At 60.8% G+C, this 18,444-nt stretch carries 16 protein-coding genes and 2 tRNA genes; 14 read left to right on the top strand and 4 right to left on the bottom strand.

All coding sequences use genetic code 11. The annotated features are described in order from the left end of the window. Positions 1-48: 48 nt before the first annotated feature. From AC1D1J_RS03415 to rimO, 6 genes are all read left to right on the top strand, one after another. Positions 49-125, top strand: a tRNA-Val gene (locus AC1D1J_RS03415). 168 nt (positions 126-293) lie between these two features. Beyond that, positions 294-2,150 carry a hypothetical protein gene (locus AC1D1J_RS03410; protein WP_477685587.1) on the top strand — a complete coding sequence of 619 codons (1,857 nt, stop codon included), beginning with the start codon at positions 294-296 and terminating at the stop codon, positions 2,148-2,150. 23 nt (positions 2,151-2,173) lie between these two features. Next, positions 2,174-3,130 (top strand): glycosyltransferase, encoded by a 957-nt coding sequence (locus AC1D1J_RS03405; protein ID WP_477685588.1) that lies wholly within the window; start codon positions 2,174-2,176, stop codon positions 3,128-3,130. Next, positions 3,130-3,549: a GtrA family protein gene (locus tag AC1D1J_RS03400; protein ID WP_477693895.1), complete on the top strand. Its 420-nt coding sequence runs from the start codon at positions 3,130-3,132 to the stop codon at positions 3,547-3,549. Before AC1D1J_RS03405 ends, AC1D1J_RS03400 begins: the two co-directional genes overlap by 1 nt. A 132-nt stretch (positions 3,550-3,681) precedes the next feature. Then, a complete protein-coding gene (gene phaR / locus AC1D1J_RS03395; protein WP_477685590.1) occupies positions 3,682-4,296 on the top strand; it encodes a polyhydroxyalkanoate synthesis repressor PhaR in 615 nt (204 codons plus the stop codon). 66 nt (positions 4,297-4,362) lie between these two features. Further along, entirely contained in the window at positions 4,363-5,772 is a 1,410-nt protein-coding gene (gene rimO / locus AC1D1J_RS03390) for a 30S ribosomal protein S12 methylthiotransferase RimO (RefSeq protein WP_477693894.1), read from the top strand. Positions 5,773-5,907: 135 nt separating this feature from the next. Here rimO and AC1D1J_RS03385 read toward each other — a convergent pair. Further along, positions 5,908-5,992, bottom strand: a tRNA-Leu gene (locus AC1D1J_RS03385). Positions 5,993-6,159: 167 nt separating this feature from the next. Between AC1D1J_RS03385 and rnr the strand changes: the two genes are divergently transcribed. Beyond that, entirely contained in the window at positions 6,160-8,484 is a 2,325-nt protein-coding gene (gene rnr / locus AC1D1J_RS03380; RefSeq protein WP_477685592.1) for a ribonuclease R, read from the top strand. A gap of 75 nt (positions 8,485-8,559) precedes the next feature. Next, the gene (locus AC1D1J_RS03375) at positions 8,560-9,129 is read left to right on the top strand and encodes a YggT family protein (protein ID WP_477685593.1); all 570 of its coding nucleotides are present in this window, start codon (positions 8,560-8,562) and stop codon (positions 9,127-9,129) included. Between the two features lie 20 nt (positions 9,130-9,149). Here the strand turns inward: AC1D1J_RS03375 and AC1D1J_RS03370 are convergent, their stop codons facing one another. The 3 genes from AC1D1J_RS03370 to AC1D1J_RS03360 all read right to left on the bottom strand — a co-directional run bounded on the left by AC1D1J_RS03370 (position 9,150) and on the right by AC1D1J_RS03360 (position 13,472). Beyond that, positions 9,150-10,676, bottom strand: coding sequence for an NAD(P)H-hydrate dehydratase (locus AC1D1J_RS03370; RefSeq protein ID WP_477693893.1), 1,527 nt, complete (start codon positions 10,674-10,676; stop codon positions 9,150-9,152). A 71-nt stretch (positions 10,677-10,747) separates the two neighbouring features. Next, positions 10,748-12,007, bottom strand: a complete 1,260-nt coding sequence (locus AC1D1J_RS03365; protein WP_477693892.1) for a D-amino acid dehydrogenase — start codon at positions 12,005-12,007, stop codon at positions 10,748-10,750. Between the two features lie 121 nt (positions 12,008-12,128). Then, on the bottom strand, positions 12,129-13,472 hold the full coding sequence (locus tag AC1D1J_RS03360; protein WP_477693891.1) for an amidase: 1,344 nt from the start codon (positions 13,470-13,472) through the stop codon (positions 12,129-12,131). 162 nt (positions 13,473-13,634) lie between these two features. Here AC1D1J_RS03360 and rpsB point away from each other — a divergent pair, with 162 nt between their 5' ends. The 6 genes from rpsB (at position 13,635) to AC1D1J_RS03330 (ending at position 18,441) form a co-directional block, all read left to right on the top strand. Continuing rightward, the gene (gene rpsB / locus AC1D1J_RS03355) at positions 13,635-14,387 is read left to right on the top strand and encodes a 30S ribosomal protein S2 (RefSeq protein WP_457280556.1); all 753 of its coding nucleotides are present in this window, start codon (positions 13,635-13,637) and stop codon (positions 14,385-14,387) included. A gap of 127 nt (positions 14,388-14,514) precedes the next feature. After that, complete coding sequence (tsf, locus tag AC1D1J_RS03350; protein WP_457280557.1) at positions 14,515-15,429, top strand: translation elongation factor Ts; 915 nt, start codon at positions 14,515-14,517, stop codon at positions 15,427-15,429. A 61-nt stretch (positions 15,430-15,490) separates the two neighbouring features. Further along, positions 15,491-16,201: a UMP kinase gene (gene pyrH, locus AC1D1J_RS03345; RefSeq protein ID WP_036838012.1), complete on the top strand. Its 711-nt coding sequence runs from the start codon at positions 15,491-15,493 to the stop codon at positions 16,199-16,201. Positions 16,202-16,253: 52 nt separating this feature from the next. Next, entirely contained in the window at positions 16,254-16,814 is a 561-nt protein-coding gene (gene frr / locus AC1D1J_RS03340) for a ribosome recycling factor (protein WP_457280558.1), read from the top strand. 26 nt (positions 16,815-16,840) lie between these two features. Further along, a complete protein-coding gene (gene uppS, locus AC1D1J_RS03335; protein WP_477693890.1) occupies positions 16,841-17,581 on the top strand; it encodes a polyprenyl diphosphate synthase in 741 nt (246 codons plus the stop codon). After that, positions 17,581-18,441 (top strand): phosphatidate cytidylyltransferase, encoded by an 861-nt coding sequence (locus AC1D1J_RS03330; protein WP_477693889.1) that lies wholly within the window; start codon positions 17,581-17,583, stop codon positions 18,439-18,441. The genes uppS and AC1D1J_RS03330 overlap by 1 nt, the downstream gene beginning before the upstream one ends. The last annotated feature ends 3 nt before the right edge of the window (positions 18,442-18,444 follow it).

Genomic DNA, 18,444 nt, shown 5'->3' with positions numbered 1-18,444 from the left:
CCGGATAGCCGTTTTGCTTTGCTACAATACGAGCTTCGAACAGTCCTTAGGCGCGTAGCTCAGCTGGTTAGAGCACCACCTTGACATGGTGGGGGTCGTTGGTTCGAGTCCAATCGCGCCTACCAATTCCTGTTCTACAAATACGGCATCTACGGATGTCGTTTTTTTTGGTCCCGAATATATTCCCGACAAGGTGTTCCCGGAAACGTCCCGCCGCGTACCGGTTTCAACTGGGTTCTTTGTCCGCTTCCTCTGGGCATTTAGGACGGGAAGAAAAGCATCAGGAAGTTGCCATGGGATTTTTCTCTAAACTCCATTCGCGGCAGATAGCCTGTCTGGATCAGCCATCAGCCCCGCGTTGGGCAGCTCTCTTCGTTCCCCTTTTGTTTGCGCTGGCTTCCGTATTTGTGATCGGCCAGGATGCGAACTGGGATCTGCTTAACTACCACCTCTATAACGCGTATGCGCTGCTCAACGGCCGCGTTGGGGTTGACCTTGCACCGGCCGCGATGCAGAGCTATTTCAATCCGCTGCTGGATTTGCCCTATTTTCTGATGGTCCAGCACTGGCCGCCTCGTGCAGCTGCCTTCGCGATGGGCTTGTTTCATGGCCTTAATTTTGTATTTTTGCTTCTGATCGTGAAGCCTTTTGTTGTGCGTGCAAAACATCCCAACGCGACGGCGATTCTGCTCTCGCTGGCTGGGTGCCTGAGTGCTGTTTTTGTGTCGGAACTGGGAAACACCATGGGCGACAACGCTTCATCGGTGTTTGTGCTGGCAGGCCTGGCGATCGCAGTGGCACGATGGGATGACGTGGTACGTGTGCGCGGACACTACCTGTTGTGGTTACTGTTGGCAGGATTGCTGATAGGTATGGGTGCGGGCGCAAAGCTCACAAACGCGGTTTATGCGGTGGCCGGCGCCTTGGCATTTCTGCTCGCCTGTCCCGGCGGCGCAGTGCATCGGTTGCGCGTCGCATCGACATTCAGCGTGGGCGTTGTGCTGGGCATCGCCTTGACGGGAGGCTACTGGTTCCTTCTGCTCTGGGATCTCTACGGCAATCCGCTGTTCCCGCAGTTCAACACTTATTTTCAGTCGGACATGGCCGGCTCGATCGGTGTGGGGGACGCCCGCTGGAGACCCAAAGGTATAGCTGAAGCGATTTTTTTCCCCTTTATCTTTGCGCTGAATCCAGCGCGTGTTGGTGAATCGGCGCTTTATCAGATCGCGCTACCTGTGTTGTACGCATTGTTCCTGTTTTGGGCTGTTGCGGCGGTGCGTCACCGATTTTTCAGGCTACCGCCCGTGCGGCATGGATATGCCTTTCCTCTCGAGGCGCCGTCGCGGGCTCATTTCCTGCTGGCATTCGCCTCTACGAGCTACTTGACTTGGCTCGGAATCTTCAGCATTCACCGTTACCTGGTGCCGCTGGAAATGATTGCTCCATTGGCAATTTGGCTTTTGCTGCATCGGTTATTCAAGCCGGCTCTGGCGCAATCGCTCGGGAAAAAGATACTATTTTCCTCGGTGGTTGTGGTTTTGCTATTCCGGACAACATGGGGCAACGTTGGTTTTGGCGAGACGGCTTTTCGGGTTGAATTGCCACCACTGGCTCAACCAGAAAAAACCGCGGTCATGATATTGCAAGGTGGTCAGCACGCTTGGTTGATCCCTTTTTTCCCGTCGGAGATCGAAGTTGCCTCGCTGGCAAGTTTTCCCGAGTCGCCGAAATTTGTGGCGCAGGCCATGCGTATGATCGACAGCCGGTCAGAAAACGCTTATGTTATTTTTGCAGCGAGCAAAGACACGCGGCCTGCGCAAATTGCAAAAATCAATCGTGTTCTGGCAAGCATGAGCATTGGGAAAAACGGTTTTGGCTGCAATGTCGTACGTTGGGCCATCAATCGAAATTCCCGCTTGAATGCCAGGATGTCCGATAGCAGCAACGGTGCGTACTGCGGTGTTGTGATGGATCCCGCCACGCGGCGTGATCTTGCCGGGGAAGACAAGGTCATCGCCCAGGCCAGTGACGAACTTGCAAAAGCACGCTATGGCTTGCGTATCGATCTGGCATCGTGTGTGACGTACCATGCGTGGGTGGGCAACCGCCAGGATCGCTACCAATACTGCCGTATTTCCCGTCAGTCGTGATTCAGTCTTTTCAAGAGGTGTCGATGAGTTCTGCCAAGCCGACCGTTGCCGTCATTCTTCCTGCCTACAACGAAGAGTTGACGATCAGGCAGGTTATCCTGGACTTCCATGCTGCGCTGCCTGACGCCACCATATGTGTGATCGACAACAACTCCAGCGACCGTACCTCCGCAATCACTGAAACGACATTTGAAGAGTTGGGCTGTCAGGGGCGGTTGATTCGCGAGTATCGACAAGGCAAGGGAAATGCATTACGCCGTGCATTTTCCGATGTGGACGCTGACATTTATTTGCTGGCTGACGCCGACCAGACTTATCCGGCATCTCGCGCCGCCGACATGATCGCGCCTGTTGCGTCAGGCCAAGCGGACATGGTAGTAGGCGATCGGCATTCCGGCGGGCATTATCAGGACCACAACAAACGCCGCTTTCACGGATTTGGCAATGATCTTGTCAAAAACATGATCAATTTGTTTTTCCGATCCACTTTGCAGGACATCATGAGCGGGTATCGTGCCTTCAGCCGTACCTTTGTGAAGACCTATCCGGTAATGGTGGCAGGCTTTCAGGTCGAAACTGATATGACGCTGCATGCGCTTGATAAACGTTTTCGCGTCATGGAAATTCCTGTGGAGTATGTGGACAGGCCGGCTGGCAGCTTTTCCAAGCTCAACACCTTGGCCGATGGCGCCAAGGTTATTTTTGCGATTTTCCAGATACTGCGTTATTACAAGCCGTTGGCGTTTTTTGGTACGGTTTCCGTGCTGCTCATGGTCCTCGGTTTTATTGCCGGTATTCCGGTGTTGGCTGACTGGTTCACCTACCAATACATTTACCATGTACCGCTGGCGGTGCTTGCTGCCGCGCTGGAAATCGTGGCAGTCATCTTCTTTTCCGTGGCGTTGATGCTCGACAGCATCGTGCATCAGCACAGGATGAGCTACGAACTCATGATCGTGTCCATGACAAATAAAACCTGATGTCCAAGAGCCCGTCGGAACAAAATTCAGGACGCCAGTTGATGACCTTTCTGGTGGTGGGTGGTTTCGGCTTCGTGGTTGATGCTGGTTTATTCTTTGTCTTCCTGCGGATATTCGGCATCGACATCATGGTCGCGCGCGCATTGGCCTTTCTTCCCGCGACGTTTGTTACCTGGTGGGCCAACCGGCTATTCACCTTTCGCCCGCCAACCGGCGCCAGAGTTTTTTTAATGCAGGAATATCTCAGGTATTTGCTGGTGCAGGCCGGAGGCATTGCGATCAATTTCCTGGTTTTCTACCTGATGATCCTCTGGCTTCCGATCGCGGCCGCTCACACGCTCCTGCCGCTGGCTGTCGGCTCCGTGATTGCGTTGCTTTTTAACTTTTCGGGTGCGCGTTTTCTGGTTTTCAGGCATTGATCGAGATAGCGAGGCCGCTTGTGTCAAGATGATGCTGATAGCTTCTTCTTGTGAAATGTCAGGGTAAACCAAGATAAGTGCGGGTATCAGGCTCCCTAAAATAGCCCAATTCATCCATTCACCGGAATACCAGTGCCAAAAAGCAAATCCACCAGCCCATCACCCGGCATGCCGCCTTCACAGGATGAGGCTTCTGCCGACGGCGCTCCCGGTGCCAAAGGTGGTCGGACGGCCGGCAAGGCTGCGGCTTCCCGTGTGATCAAGAAGTACCCGAACCGACGGCTGTACGACACCGAGACATCGGCCTACATCACGCTCACAGAAGTGCGCCAGCTGGTGATGGACACCGCCGATTTTGTGGTGCGCGATGCCAAGACCAATGAAGATTTGACGCGCAGCATCCTGCTGCAGATCATTTTGGAAGAGGAAACCGGCGGTGCACCGATGTTCACCGAGGCTGTGCTCGCCAACATCATCCGTTTTTACGGCAATGCGATGCAGAGCTTCATGGGTGCCTACCTTGAGAAGAACGTGCAGAGTTTTATGGACCTGCAGGTCAAGATGGCCGAGCAGTCCAAAGGGCTGACGCCCGAGATGTGGGCGCAGTTCATGAATGCGCAATCTCCCATGATGCAAGGCATGATGGGCAATTACGTGGAGCAATCCAAGAACGTTTTCACGCAGATGCAGGAGCAGATGCAAAAACAGAGCGAGCAGATGCTGCAGGCCTTCGGCTTGAAGCGTTGAAATGAAAGCCAGGGGTTGAATCTCTGGCGGTCCCGCAGAAGTCGGCGACCTGAGACAATACACCCCATGAGTGAAGTTATTTCCCCACCTGTTTCCATTAACACCAAGCCCGCGCCGCGCGTCGGCTTTGTCAGCCTGGGCTGCCCCAAGGCCCTGACTGATTCCGAGCTGATCCTGACGCAATTGAGTGCTGAGGGCTACCAGACCTCCAAGACCTTTGAAGGTGCGGACCTGGTGATCGTCAATACCTGCGGCTTCATCGACGACGCGGTCAAGGAAAGCCTGGACACCATTGGCGAGGCGCTGGCCGAAAACGGCAAGGTCATCGTCACCGGCTGCCTGGGCGCCAAGGCGGGTGAGGGCGGCGGCAACCTGGTGCGCCAGATGCACCCGAGCGTGCTGGCCGTGACGGGCCCGCACGCCACGCAAGAGGTGATGGACGCGGTGCACCTGAACCTGCCCAAGCCGCATGATCCTTTCGTGGACCTGGTGCCGAATGCCTTTGGCATTGCCGGCATCAAGCTGACGCCCAAACATTACGCCTACCTGAAGATCAGCGAAGGCTGCAATCATCGCTGCACATTCTGCATCATCCCGTCCATGCGCGGCGACCTGGTGTCGCGCCCTATCGGCGACGTGCTCAATGAGGCGCGCGCCCTGTTTGAAGGCGGCGTGAAGGAATTGCTGGTGATCAGCCAGGACACCTCGGCCTATGGCGTCGATGTGAAATACCGCACTGGCTTCTGGGATGGCAAGCCCATCAAGACGCGCATGCTGGAACTGGTGCAGGCACTGGGCGAGATCGCCGAGCCGTATGGCGCCTGGGTGCGCTTGCATTATGTGTATCCGTACCCAAGTGTGGATGAAGTGCTGCCGCTGATGGCCACCGGCAAGGTGCTGCCTTACCTGGATGTACCTTTGCAGCACAGCCACCCGGATGTGCTCAAGCGCATGAAGCGGCCGGCCAGCGGCGAGAAAAATCTTGAGCGCATTGCGCGCTGGCGCGAGATCTGCCCCGAAATTGTGATTCGCAGCACCTTCATCGCCGGTTTTCCCGGCGAGACGGAAGCGGAGTTCGACCATCTGCTGGACTTCATGCGGGAAGCCAAAATCGACCGTGCAGGCTGTTTTGCCTATAGCGCGGTGGAAGGCGCCACGGCCAACGATATTCCCGGCATGCTGCCGATCGAGCTGCGTGAAGAGCGGCGCGCCCGCTTTATGGCCGTGGCCGAAGCGGTGTCCAGCCAGAAACTGCAGCAGCGCATAGGTGCAACCATGCAGGTGCTGGTGGATTCGGCGCCGGCGCTAGGCCGAAAGGGTGGCACCGGGCGCTCTTATGCCGATGCGCCGGAGATCGACGGCATCGTCAAGCTGTTACCGCCCGAGAAAATCAGCAAGACGCTGAAAGTCGGCGAATTCACCCGGGCCCGCATTGTCGGAACCCAGGGCCATGACCTGGTTGCCGTGCCTGTTTGATTAACGATACTGCGGACGCTAAACCGGGCCTGAAGAAGAGGCCCGGCCACAAAAAAAGCCACTGGGTCACAGTGGCTTTAATCTTGCTTTACCCCAGAGTCAGTTTCAGAGTCTGGCAAAGCTGTTTGGTGTATCTGGTGCCCGGGAGAGAACTCGAATCTCCACATCTTGCGATACACGGACCTGAACCGTGCGCGTCTACCAATTCCGCCACCCGGGCACAGCTAGCAGTGTACCATTACTTCAATGCTTTCTCAGGCCCGGGCCCTCAAATTTTCCTGAAATATTTCGGCTGCATACTTAAACCCGGCAGCCTCCAACGAAAAGAGACTTTCTATCAAAACAACTCACTCCCATCCCGGCGGATCGTCCGCCCATTCATCCGGCTTGCTCGCTGAATTCGAGGGCACCGTTTCCGGCCACCGCGACGGCCATGGTTTCGTATTGCGCGATGACGGCGAAGCAGATATTTACCTGCCGCCCAACGAAATGCGTGCAGTGCTGCACAAGGATCGTGTCAAGGCCCGCATCGTGCGGCACGACCGCAAAAACCGGCCCGAAGGCCGCGTCACGGAAATCGTTGAGCGATCCTCGAATCCCATCATCGGCCGCCTGCTGCAGGAAAGCGGCGTCTGGCTGGTGGCACCCGAAGACAAGCGCTATGGTCAGGACGTCCTGATCCCCAAGGGCGCTACCGGCACGGCCAAGGCCGGCCAGGTGGTGGTGGTGCAACTCACCGAGCCGCCGGCGCTGTTTGGCCAGCCTGTGGGCCGCGTCAAGGAAGTACTGGGCGAGATCGACGACCCCGGCATGGAGATCGAGATCGCGGTGCGCAAGTACGGCGTGCCGCATGAATTCAGCGACGAAGCGCTGGCCCTGGCCCGCACCCTGCCGGATTCCGTGCGGCCTGCCGACAAAAAGCATCGCGTTGACCTGACGGACGTGCCGCTGGTCACCATCGACGGCGAAGATGCCCGCGACTTTGACGACGCCGTGTATTGCGAGCCCGCCAAAGTGGGCCGCGGCAAGGGCTGGCGTCTGTTGGTGGCGATTGCCGACGTGAGCCACTATGTGGAAACCGGCAGCGCTATCGACATCGACGCCTACGACCGCGCTACCAGCGTGTATTTTCCGCGCCGCGTGATTCCCATGCTGCCGGAAAAATTGTCGAATGGCCTTTGCTCGCTCAACCCGAATGTCGAGCGCCTGTGCATGGTCTGCGACATGCTGGTCAATGCCAAGGGCGAGGTTCACGCCTACCAGTTCTACCCGGCGGTGATGTTCAGCCAGGCGCGTTTTACCTACACCGAAGTCGCCGCCATCCTGGCCAACACACGCGGCCCTGAAGCTGCGCAGCGCAAGGCGTTGGTGCCGCACCTGCTCGACCTGCACGACGTGTACCAGGCACTGCTCAAGGAGCGTGGCGAACGCGGGGCGGTGGATTTTGAAACCACCGAGACCCAGATTGTTTGCGACGAAGCAGGCCGGATTGAAAAAATCGTCCCCCGCACCCGCAACGTGGCGCACCGGCTGATTGAAGAAGCCATGCTGGCGGCCAACGTCTGCTCGGCGGACTTCATCTCGCAAAGCAAGCACGTGGGCCTGTACCGTGTGCACGAAGGCCCAACGCCCGAGAAGAAGGAGATGCTGCGCAACTACCTGAAGGCGGCCGGCATCGGCATGACCATCACCGATGACCCGGCGCCCGGCGAATTCCAGAAGATCGCGCTGGCCACCAAGGACCGGCCGGACGCACAGCAAATCCACTCGATGCTGCTGCGATCCATGCAGCAGGCGATCTATACACCCATGAACAGCGGTCACTTTGGCTTGGCCTATGAGGCTTACACGCACTTCACCAGCCCGATCCGGCGTTATCCGGATCTGCTGGTGCACCGCGTCATCAAGGCGGTGCTGAACAAGGCCAAGTACCAGCTCCCGACCCTGCCCACGCCGGGCGAAGCTGAGGCCAAGTTGTCCAAACGCCTGGCCGCGCGCGTCAAGGAACCAACGCAAAAGCCGAAAAAAGCCAGCGCGGACGAACTCGCCTGGCAGGCCGCCGGCCTTCACTGCAGCGCCAACGAGCGCCGCGCCGACGAAGCCAGCCGCGACGTGGAAGCCTGGCTCAAGTGCAAGTACATGCGCGAGCATCTCGGTGAGGAATTCGGCGGCGTCGTCACCGCGGCCACGGGCTTCGGCATCTTTGTCACGCTGGACGCGATGTACGTCGAAGGCCTGGTGCACATCACCGAGCTGGGCGGCGAATACTTCCGCTTCGACGAAGCCCGCCAGGAACTGCGCGGCGAGCGCACCGGCATCCGTTATGCCATCGGCACGCGGGTGCGGGTGCAGGTCAGCCGGGTGGACCTGGACGGCCGCAAGATCGACTTCCGGCTGGTGAATGAGGGCCAGGACCTTGTTGGCCGTGCGATGAAGGACAAGACGGGCGGCCATGCGGCGGAACTGCCGGCACAGGAACGCGGCGCTTCGCGCCATGCGGCAGAGCCTCGAACCGGCGGCAAGGCGGGCGGCAAGAGCGCTGGTAAACGCTCGGAGTCGCGCTCAGGCGGCCGCGGCGGCGGCGCGGCCAGCCGCAGCACCAGCAGCAGTGAAAGGGCGCCCAAATCGCCCATTCAGGCTCTGAAGGCGGCGGTCAAGAAGGCGGCGGGCAATCCGCCGGGCCGCAAGCAGGGCAAGAAGCCGCGCCGTTAGGCGCCGGGACACCATGAAATTTCCGCACAACACTTTTTCCCTGCCTGCGCTCCGTACGCGCAAGGCACGTTGCCCATGCTGATGCGCGTATTGGCCTTCCTGCTTGAAACGCTGTTTTTCCTGCTGATTGCAGCGGCGTTGCTGCGGGCCTGGATGAACTGGGTCCGGGTCAACATGACGGCCCAGCCCGGCCATTTTGTGATGGCCGTGACCGACTGGCTGGTCAAGCCCTTGCGCCGCGTGCTGCCCAGGCCGGTGATGCAGTCCCGGGTGGACTGGGCCAGCATCCTGGCGGCCGTGTTGCTGGCACTGGCCTATGCGTTGCTGTGGGGCCTGCTGTTTGGACTGCTGCTGGGGGGCACGTTGTGGACTGCCGGGGCTGCCCCTGTAGCCTTGCTCACGCTGCTGTCCTTTGCGCTGAAGATGCTGATCCGCGTGGCGCTGCAAACCCTGTTCATCCTGGTGCTCGGTTTCGCCATCCTGTCGTGGGTGCAGCCTGGTTCACCCGCGTATGGTTTGCTGGGGCGCCTGACCGAGCCCGTGCTGGCACCCCTGCGCCGCGTGATCCCCACGGTGGGCGGCGTGGATTTGTCCGCGCTGGTGCTCATCGTGCTGATCCAAATCGCCCTGATGATCCTGGTGTAAGGCCCTCATCGGCGCGTCTGTCAGTTGCCGCCTTGTGCACGGGCCAGTTCCGAGGCCGTCAGGGCCGGGGCCGTCCATTCGTCGGCCAGACGGCCATGTGCCCATACGGCGCTGCAGGCAGCGTTGAAGGCATCCAGCCCTGCCGCCAGCCGCGCGCCCACCATGCCCGCCAGCACGTCGCCGGTGCCGGCAGTAGCCAGCAGGGCGTTGCCGGTGCTGTTGATGGCGCTGCTGCGGCCCGGCGCCGCGATCACTGTTCCCGAACCCTTGAGTACCACCACACACTGAAACCGGTCGGCAAGCTGCCGGGCCGATGCCAGCCGGTCGGATTGAACCACTGCGGCCGTGGTTCCGGCCAGCCGGGCGGCTTCCAGCGGGTGCGGTGTCAGCACCGTGCGGTAGCCGCGGCCGTGACGTGCAATGAGCTGCGCCTGGAACTGCGTGTCCCCTGCAATGGCATTGAGCGCATCGGCATCCAGCACCAGCCGCCTGGCTGTCGACAGCACCCTGGCCAGCACGGCCCTGACGGCCTCGCCGCCGCCGCAGCCGCACACCACCACCTGCTGTGCGAGGTCCAGCGCCTCGGGCGCGCGGAACATCAGCTCCGGTTGTTGCGGGTCGACTGCGATGGTTGGCTTGCCGAGCAGCGCCACAAATACCCGGCCGGTGCCGGCATGCAGGGCGGCCCGCGCCGCCAGCAGCGCGGCGCCCGCCATATGGCTGTGGGCGGCGGACTCTCCCCCGAGCACGGCCACGTCACCAAAACTGCCTTTGTGGCTGGCATGCGCGTTGGCTGACCGGGGCGGCTGGCCGGCCTGGTCGGCGCCCAGCAACCAGGCGTCGGTCTGGCTTGGGGTTGCCGCCTGCGTCTCGCGGACGCCGAGATCGTCAAACCAGACCTGGCCCGCCCAATCCCGGCCGCCGGCGGTGAACAGTCCCGGCTTCAATGTTAAAAGGCTTAAGGTAAAAATGGCTGTGGCGCCCGGTTTACGGGCGCAAGCAGCTATCAAATGTGTAGCAGATCCGGTGTCTGCATCCAGGCCGGTCGGCACGTCCACTGCCAGCCGCGGCGCACTGCCGTCCTGCATTCGCGCCAGCCATTCCAGCATCAAGGCCGTGCCTGGGCGCTCGGGGTCCAGCGTGCCGCCTATGCCCAACAGGGCGTCGATGCAGAAATCAAAATCATCGGGCGGTTGCGCCGCCATGGGCACGCCCGCGGCGATGGCGCGCTCGCGCGAGGCATGGGCGTCGCGCGGCAGGCTGGTTTTTCCGGCGGGCAGGCCGGTCCAGGTTACGACCACTGTTTTGCCCCATTGGTGCAGATGCATGGCGGCCTCAAAACCGTCGCCGCCATTATTGCCGGGCCCACAGGCGATCCAGATGCGCTTCGCATGTGGCGCCAGGGCCAGCGCCAGGCGCGCGACCGAGAGGCCGGCCCGCTGCATCAGCGTGTGGGGCGGCAGCCCGGCGGCGGCATGCCGTTCAAGTTCACGCGTGGCCGCCACGCTGTGAAGCGGCTCGCTGCGGGCGCTGGAAATTTTTCGCATGGCCCGATTGTGCGGCCCCGCAAAGTAAAAAGCCCGGCAGGCCGGGCTTTGGGCGTAGACGCGGGGTGGTTTCAGCCCAGGCGGGCAACCCCCAGGCCTTCCATGTCGATGTCCGCGCTTTTGCCGGCCATCAGGTCGGCCAGCACCCGCGCGCTGCCGCAGCTGAGGGCCCAGCCGCTGGAGCCATGCCCCAGGTTGAGCCAAAGGCCGGGAATGCCGCTGTCGCCGATGATGGGCGGGCCGTCGGGCAGCATGGGCCGGGCGCCTTTCCATTCCTGCACGCTGGCGCCGGTGTTGGAGAGCTGGGCCGCACCCGGGAACCAGTCGTGGAGCACCTTGTACAGCGTCTGGATGGACGATGCCCGTTTGCTTTCAAGCGTGCCGCCGATTTCGGCGCTGCCGGCCACGCGCACGCGGTTGCCCAGGCGGGAAATCGCGACCTTGTAGCGCTCGTCCATCAGTGCGCTGCGCGGTGCGTTCAGCGGTTCGCGGATCGGCGCGCTGATGGAGTAACCGTAAACCGCCGCCATGGGAATCTTCAGGCCGAGCGGCCTCAGGAGCTCCGCGGACGCCAGGCCGGCGCACATGACCACGCGGTCGAAGCTGCGTGGGCTGGCCTCGCCTGCTATCAAAATACTAGCTGGTTGCGCCCGTTCCAATTGGGCTACAGCCGTATTGAACTCAAAATTCACGCCGATGCGCTGGGCTTCGTTCTTCAGCAGCAGGGCAAACTGGCGGCAATTGGCCACCTCGTCGTTCGGCAGGTGCACGGCGCCCAGGAAGGGCGTGTCCGGGCTCAGTGCCGGCTCGATCTTGCGCACCTCGTCGGGGCCGATTTCCTTGAATACCACGCCGGCATCGCGCAGCACGGCCAGGCCCGGCTGCACCAGCTTCGCGTCTTTTTCAGAGCGCAGCAGCACCATGTAGCCGGGGCTGCCGTCGTACTCGAGCTCCAGTTCGGCCGTCAGGTGGTGCAGCCTTTCGCGGCTGTAAAAAGCCAGGCGCTGCATGCGCGCGCGGTTGGCCAGATAGGTTTCGAGCTTGCAGGCGCGAAACCATTTCCACATCCAGGCCAGGTCGCGGGCCGACAGTGGCAGGCCGAGCTTGACCGGCGCGTGGCGGCTGAAAAGATGGCTGATGACCTTGCCCGGCATGCCGGGGGCAGCCCAGGGCGTGACGTAGCCGGGCGCTACCAGGCCGGCGTTGGCAAAGCTGGTTTCCTCGGCCGCCGCGCCGCGCCGTTCGAAGACGGTGACCTCGTGGCCGTCCAGGGCCAGCTCGTAAGCGGTGGTGATGCCGATGATGCCGGCGCCAATGACGGCAATCCTCATGCGAGGCTCCCGCGGTCATGTGGGGCAGGCACGGGGCGCGGGGCTGGGGAGATGTTTTTGTACATTTTTATAAGAAAAAGGCTTTCAAGCCAATAGGGATGAGCGCGAGCAGCTATCGTTTTTATAGCGAATTCGACAGGGCGGTCTCCACCTGCAGGGCCAGGTCCAGCACCGCGTCGTCATGCAGCGCCGCATGCCAGAGCATCAGGCCCACGGGCAACTGGCCGGGCGTGTGGCAGGGCAGGGAAATGGCGCAGCCGTCGAGCATGTTCACCACGGAGGTGTTGCGCAGCAGCAGGCCGTTGACCCGGAAAAATTCGGCATCGTCACCCAGCACACCGGCGATCGGCGGCGCGACGATGGGGACGGTGGGCGAGAGCATGGCGTCAAAGCCTTGCAGGCGTGTTTCCATGCGGGCCACCCAGGCCTTGCGGGCAGCCAGCAGGTCGATGTAGTCGGCCGCACTCATGCCGGCGCCACGCAGGATGCGCAAGGCCACGCGCGGGTCGTATTCGGCCTGGTGTCTGGTGATCAGCGTTCGGTGCCAGGCATAACTTTCCGCCGCCGAGAGGCCGCCGGTGGCATTGATGGCGGCCAGCTCGCCGATCTCTTCCAGGTCGATTTCTTCAATATGCGCGCCCGCCTGGCGAAGGATTCGCAGGCTGCGCCCAAACGCCTCGGCGACGGTGTTGTCCAGGTGGTCCTGCATCACGGTGCGGGCAACGGCCAGGCGACAGGAGGCGAGCGGTTTGCCGGCCAGTTGGACCTTGCGTGCCGCCAGGACCTCATGCACGGTGACTGCGTCGCGCACCGAGCGGGTCAGGGCGCACACGGTGTCCAGGCTGATAGACAAGGGTAGGGCGCCTTGCGTGGGCACCAGGCGCGCGGTGCTTTTGAAGCCGACGATGCCGCAAAGCGCCGCCGGGATACGGATCGATCCGCCGGTGTCGGAGCCGAGCCCGACCAGGGCCGCACCCGTGGCCACCGAGACTGCCGCACCGGAGGACGAGCCCCCGGGAATACGCGCCACCTTCGGGTCGGCCGGGTTGACGGGTGTGCCGTAGTGCGGGTTGATGCCGACGCCGGAGAAGGCGAACTCGACCATGTTGGTGCGCCCCATGAACATGGCGCCGGCTGCGCGCAGGCGTGCCACGGCGGGGCAGTCTTCTGCGGCAGGCGCGGCGCCTGCCAGCACGGTGGATCCGGCTGTGGTGGTCTGGCCGGCCACGTCGAACAGGTCCTTCACCGACACCGGAATGCCGGCAAGCGGAAGGCCTGCAGCGTCCGAAACGGGGTTTTCCGCCGTTCCGGCAAGGTTTCGGCTCCCTGGCATGAAAACGTGGCGGCAGGCGTCACTTTGGGCCGAAGCCAGGGCCTGTTCGATAACCTGCCGGGGAGCGGTCTGGCCGGTCGTCATGGCCTGGCGAGTGGCATGGAGGTCGCCTGAGGAGGGCATCTGGCTCATGGGTCAGGAGGGTGTTATACTCGACAGGCTTTGCAAATGACGATTTTGTTGTTTGCAAGGCAAATCGCAAATCAGCCACTCAAGGTGTTGCCCCGGAAATCTCGAAAGAGGCTAACGGGACGATAAGCGCTGATTTTAGACACAACCTTTTGGAGTATTCCTATGTCGACCACTATGCGCGAAATGCTGGAAGCAGGCGTTCATTTCGGACACCAAACCCGCTTCTGGGACCCCAAGATGGCCCCGTACATCTTCGGCCATCGCAACCGTATTCACATCATCAACCTGGAAAAATCGCTTCCGATGTACCAGGAAGCGATGAAGTTCGCGAAGCAGCTGTCTGCCAACCGCGGCACCATCCTGATGGTAGGCACCAAGCGCCAGGCTCGCGACATCGTCGCCACCGAAGCCAAGCGCGCCGGTGTTCCCTATGTTGACCAGCGCTGGCTGGGCGGCATGCTGACCAACTTCAAGACGGTCAAGACTTCCATCAAGCGCCTGAAAGAAATGAAGGCCCAGCAGGAAGCCGGCCTTGATTCCATCAGCAAAAAAGAACAGCTCACCTTCAAGCGCGAAATCGAAAAGCTTGAAAAAGACATCGGCGGCATTCAGGATATGAACGCCCTGCCGGACGCCATCTTCGTGATCGACGTGGGCTTCCACAAAATCGCGATCCTGGAAGCCAAGAAACTCGGCATTCCCCTGATCGGCGTGGTTGACTCCAACCACTCGCCTATCGGCATCGACTACGTGATCCCCGGCAATGACGACTCCTCCAAGGCTGTCGCCCTGTACGCCCGCGGTATCGCCGACGCGATCATCGAAGGCCGCGCCAATGCCGTGAACGACGTCGTCAAGGCGGTTTCGGCTGAGAGCTCGGATGAGTTCGTGGAAGTGGAAAACGCAGCCGCCTGATAGTTTTCGGCTCTGCGCCAGACGCGAAAAAGGGGCTCGCGTAGCCCCTTTTTCACAACCTAACGAAAAGCTGGGTGCGAATTGATCGCTTCCAGCGTGTCAAAAACGACAAAACGGAGAATCAAAGATGGCAATTACTGCAAGCATGGTCGCTGAACTGCGCGCCAAGACCGACGCCCCCATGATGGAGTGCAAGAAAGCACTGACCGAAGCTGAAGGCAACTTCGAAAAAGCCGAAGAAATCCTGCGCGTCAAGCTCGGCAGCAAGGCCGGCAAGGCCGCCTCCCGCGTCACCGCCGAAGGCGTTGTGGCTGCGCACCGCGAAGGCGATGTGGGTGCGCTGGTGGAAATCAACTGCGAAACCGACTTCGTGACCAAGAACGACAGCTTCCTGGCCTTCACCAAGGCAGTGGTCGAAGGGATTGTCAAGAACAACCCGGCCGATGTGGAAGCTGTTGGCGCCATGCCTTTGTCGCTCGACGGCTTCGGCCCGACGGTGGAAGACGTGCGCAAGGGCCTGATCGGCAAGATCGGCGAAAACATGAGCGTGCGCCGCTTCAAGCGTTTCTCGGGCAGCAAGCTGGCCTCTTACCTGCACGGCACGCGCATCGGTGTGGTCGTGGAGTTTGAAGGCGACGAAGCCGCCGCCAAGGATGTCGCCATGCATGTGGCCGCGATGAAGCCCGTGTCCCTGTCCAGCGCTGAAGTTCCCGCTGAACTGGTCGCCAAGGAGCGCTCGGTTGCTGCAGCCAAGGCCGCTGAAGATGCCGCCAAGGCACAAGCTGAAGGCAAGGCCGTCCAGTCCGCTGAAATTGTTGCAAAGCGTATCGAAGGTGGCGTGCAGAAGTACCTGAAGGAAGTCAGCCTGTACAACCAGACTTTCGTCAAGAACGACAAGCAGACCGTCGAGCAAATGCTCAAGGAAAAAGCGACAACGATCAAGTCTTTCACGCTGTATGTCGTGGGTGAAGGCATTGAGAAAAAGGTGGACGATTTCGCTGCCGAAGTCGCTGCCCAGGTCGCCGCAGCCAAGGCTGCTTGAGCATTTCAGTCCAGCCGGAAGGCCGCTAAACTTCAGACAACCCAACAAAGAAAGCTCTCACATGCCAGCCTACAAGCGAATCTTGTTAAAACTGTCAGGTGAGGCCTTGATGGGGGATGATGCCTTTGGCATCAACCGTGCGACCATCGTGCGCATGGTGGAAGAGATTGCCGAAGTCACCCGCATGGGTGTCGAAGTGGCGGTCGTGATCGGAGGCGGCAACATTTTTCGCGGTGTGGCCGGCGGTTCCGTCGGCATGGACCGCGCCACCGCCGACTACATGGGCATGCTGGCCACCGTGATGAACGCGCTGGCCTTGGGCGACACCATGGACAAGGCCGGGCTGATCGCTCGCGTAATGTCGGCCATTGGCATTGAGCGCGTGGTCGAGCCTTATGTTCGCCCCAAAGCCCTGCAGTACCTGGAAGAGGGCAAGGTCGTCATCTTCGCGGCCGGCACCGGCAACCCGTTTTTCACCACCGACACGGCGGCCGCATTGCGCGGTGCGGAAATTGGCGCCGAGATCGTGCTGAAGGCCACCAAGGTCGACGGTGTGTACACTGCGGACCCCAAGAAAGACCCGAAAGCCACGCGCTACACCAACATCACGTTTGATGAAGCCATGGGCAAGAACCTGGAAGTCATGGATGCCACTGCCTTTGCGTTGTGTCGCGACCAGAAACTCCCCATCAAGGTGTTCAGCATTTTCAAGCACGGTGCGCTCAAGCGTGTTGTGCAGGGCGAGGACGAGGGAACCCTGGTTCACGTCTGAGCCTCCTTTCCCAGCTTGTTCTTTTTCGCTATAAAAATCCGGAGATTCGACCATGAGCATTGTTGAAGTCAAGCAGCAGGCAGAGCAAAAGATGCAGCAGTCCATTGATTCGTTCAAAAATGGCCTGACCAAGATCCGCACGGGCCGCGCCAACCCCGGTTTGCTCGATACCGTGCATGTTGACTATTACGGCTCCATGGTGCCGATCAGCCAGGTGGCCAATGTGTCGTTGCTCGACGCCCGCACCATCAGCGTCTCGCCTTGGGAAAAAGGCATGGGCGCCAAGATCGAAAAGGCCATCCGTGATTCAGACCTGGGACTCAATCCGGCCGCGCAGGGCGACCTGATCCGCGTGCCCATGCCGGCCATGACCGAAGAGCGCCGTCGCGAACTCACCAAGGTCGTGCGCGCCGAAGGGGAGCACGCCAAAGTGGCTATTCGCAACCTGCGCCGTGATGCCAATGACGGTGTCAAGAAACTCGTCAAGGACAAGCTCGCTTCTGAAGACGACGAACGCCGTTCTCAGGACGATATCCAGAAGTTCACGGACCGTTTCATTGCCGAAGTCGACAAACTGGTCGCAGGCAAGGAACAAGACATCATGGCGGTTTGACGCCTCGTCGTCTGGCCTGATTCACCATGGCCACCACCCATCCCATAGTCCCGCACCACGTTGCCATCGTCATGGACGGCAATGGCCGGTGGGCGACCAAACGGTTTTTACCCCGCATTGCGGGCCACAAGCAGGGCGTCGATTCGCTCAGCCGCTGCGTTCGCGCCTGCCTGGATCGGGGCATCAGGGTCCTCACGGTTTTTGCTTTTTCTTCCGAAAACTGGAACCGTCCGGCTGAGGAAGTGTCCGGGCTGATGGAGTTGCTGGCCTATTCTCTTTCCAAGGAAGTCCCCAGTCTGAATGCCAACGGCGTGCAACTGCGTTTTGTCGGAGACCGCCAGCGGCTTTCCGAGAAAGTCCAGGCAGGGTTGGCGCAAGCTGAGCTCGACACCTCGACCAACCTGCGGCTGGTTTTTAATGTGTGCTTCAACTACGGTGGCCGCTGGGATATTGCCCAGGCTGCGAACAGGTTGGCCAGCCGCGGTGAAGCCATCACGGAACTGTCAATGGACCGGGAGATGGCGCTGGCGCACGTGCCGGACCCGGACCTGCTGATTCGCACAGGCGGTGAGTTGCGGATCAGTAATTTTTTGCTGTGGCAGGCAGCTTATTCAGAGCTGCATTTCTCCGACAAGTTGTGGCCTGAGTTTGACGAAGCGGCACTGGACGAGGCGATAGCCGTCTTTCGGACTCGCGAACGACGCTTCGGCAAGACCTCCGCCCAGGTCAGCGGCTGCAGCACCAATGAAAATACAAAGGCTGCCTGATGCTTAAACAGCGCGTGATCACAGCGATTGTCCTTCTGGCTATTTTGCTGCCAGCCCTTTTCTACAAGACGCCAGAGCCCTTTTGTGCCGTCGCGCTGCTGCTGATTGCTGCGGGTGCCTGGGAGTGGGGCCGGCTGAATGCGCTCGGGCAGGGAGCCTCTGTGGGGCTCGCCGTCGTTTGTGTCGGGCTGTGCGCGCTCGCGTGGTACTTTGGCCTGCTCGTAAAGCCGCTGCCGCTTCTTTGGGCTGCTGCAGGTGCTGCCTGGGTGCTTGCCGGTGGCTGGTTGCTGCGCAATGGCGTGGCGGGCTGGCCGCGCATACCCAAAGTAATTCGCCTCCCAGGGGGGCTGGCTGCGTTGTTGGTCGCCTGGCTGGCTGTGGCACAGGCCCGTGTGGCGGGCATTGACTTTTTGCTGTCCGTTCTGCTGCTGGTCTGGGTGGCCGATATCTTTGCCTACTTTGCGGGTCGCGCCCTGGGAGGCCGGTTCAGCAAGGGCAAGCTGGCTCCTTCGATCAGCCCTGGTAAAAGCTGGGAGGGCGTGTGGGGCGGCATGGCCGGTGTGGTGGCGCTGTCGCTGGCCTGGGTCTGGCTGGGCCGTGCGGGCATTGGCGGTGGCTTCTGGGCTGACGCCACGCTTTACAGCCGCCTGGCTGATCATCACGGCATGGCCGTCATGCTGCTCGCGGTTATTTTCCTGGCCGCCATGAGTGTGGTGGGCGATCTGGTCGAGTCTCTTATCAAGCGCAGTGCCGGGGTGAAAGACTCCAGCGGCCTGTTGCCGGGCCACGGCGGCGTGCTCGACCGGGTCGACGCGCTATTGCCCACGCTGCCCCTGGCGATGATGCTGGTTACCCTTTAGGCT

The organism is Polaromonas sp. P1_F8 (assembly GCF_056405635.1).
Note: the sequence above shows the minus strand (reverse complement) of the source record. Positions and strands in the feature narration are given on the sequence as shown.

Bases quoted from the DNA above. Each gene is read 5' to 3' on its own strand.
- AC1D1J_RS03410 (WP_477685587.1), top strand. From the start codon at position 294: ATGGGATTTTTCTCTAAACTCCATTCGCGGCAGATAGCCTGTCTGGAT.
- AC1D1J_RS03405 (WP_477685588.1), top strand. From the start codon at position 2,174: ATGAGTTCTGCCAAGCCGACCGTTGCCGTCATTCTTCCTGCCTACAAC.
- AC1D1J_RS03400 (WP_477693895.1), top strand. From the start codon at position 3,130: ATGTCCAAGAGCCCGTCGGAACAAAATTCAGGACGCCAGTTGATGACC.
- rimO (WP_477693894.1), top strand. From the start codon at position 4,363: ATGAGTGAAGTTATTTCCCCACCTGTTTCCATTAACACCAAGCCCGCG.
- AC1D1J_RS03375 (WP_477685593.1), top strand. From the start codon at position 8,560: ATGCTGATGCGCGTATTGGCCTTCCTGCTTGAAACGCTGTTTTTCCTG.
- AC1D1J_RS03370 (WP_477693893.1), bottom strand. From the start codon at position 10,676: ATGCGAAAAATTTCCAGCGCCCGCAGCGAGCCGCTTCACAGCGTGGCG.
- AC1D1J_RS03365 (WP_477693892.1), bottom strand. From the start codon at position 12,007: ATGAGGATTGCCGTCATTGGCGCCGGCATCATCGGCATCACCACCGCT.
- AC1D1J_RS03360 (WP_477693891.1), bottom strand. From the start codon at position 13,472: ATGAGCCAGATGCCCTCCTCAGGCGACCTCCATGCCACTCGCCAGGCC.
- rpsB (WP_457280556.1), top strand. From the start codon at position 13,635: ATGTCGACCACTATGCGCGAAATGCTGGAAGCAGGCGTTCATTTCGGA.
- tsf (WP_457280557.1), top strand. From the start codon at position 14,515: ATGGCAATTACTGCAAGCATGGTCGCTGAACTGCGCGCCAAGACCGAC.
- pyrH (WP_036838012.1), top strand. From the start codon at position 15,491: ATGCCAGCCTACAAGCGAATCTTGTTAAAACTGTCAGGTGAGGCCTTG.
- frr (WP_457280558.1), top strand. From the start codon at position 16,254: ATGAGCATTGTTGAAGTCAAGCAGCAGGCAGAGCAAAAGATGCAGCAG.
- uppS (WP_477693890.1), top strand. From the start codon at position 16,841: ATGGCCACCACCCATCCCATAGTCCCGCACCACGTTGCCATCGTCATG.
- AC1D1J_RS03330 (WP_477693889.1), top strand. From the start codon at position 17,581: ATGCTTAAACAGCGCGTGATCACAGCGATTGTCCTTCTGGCTATTTTG.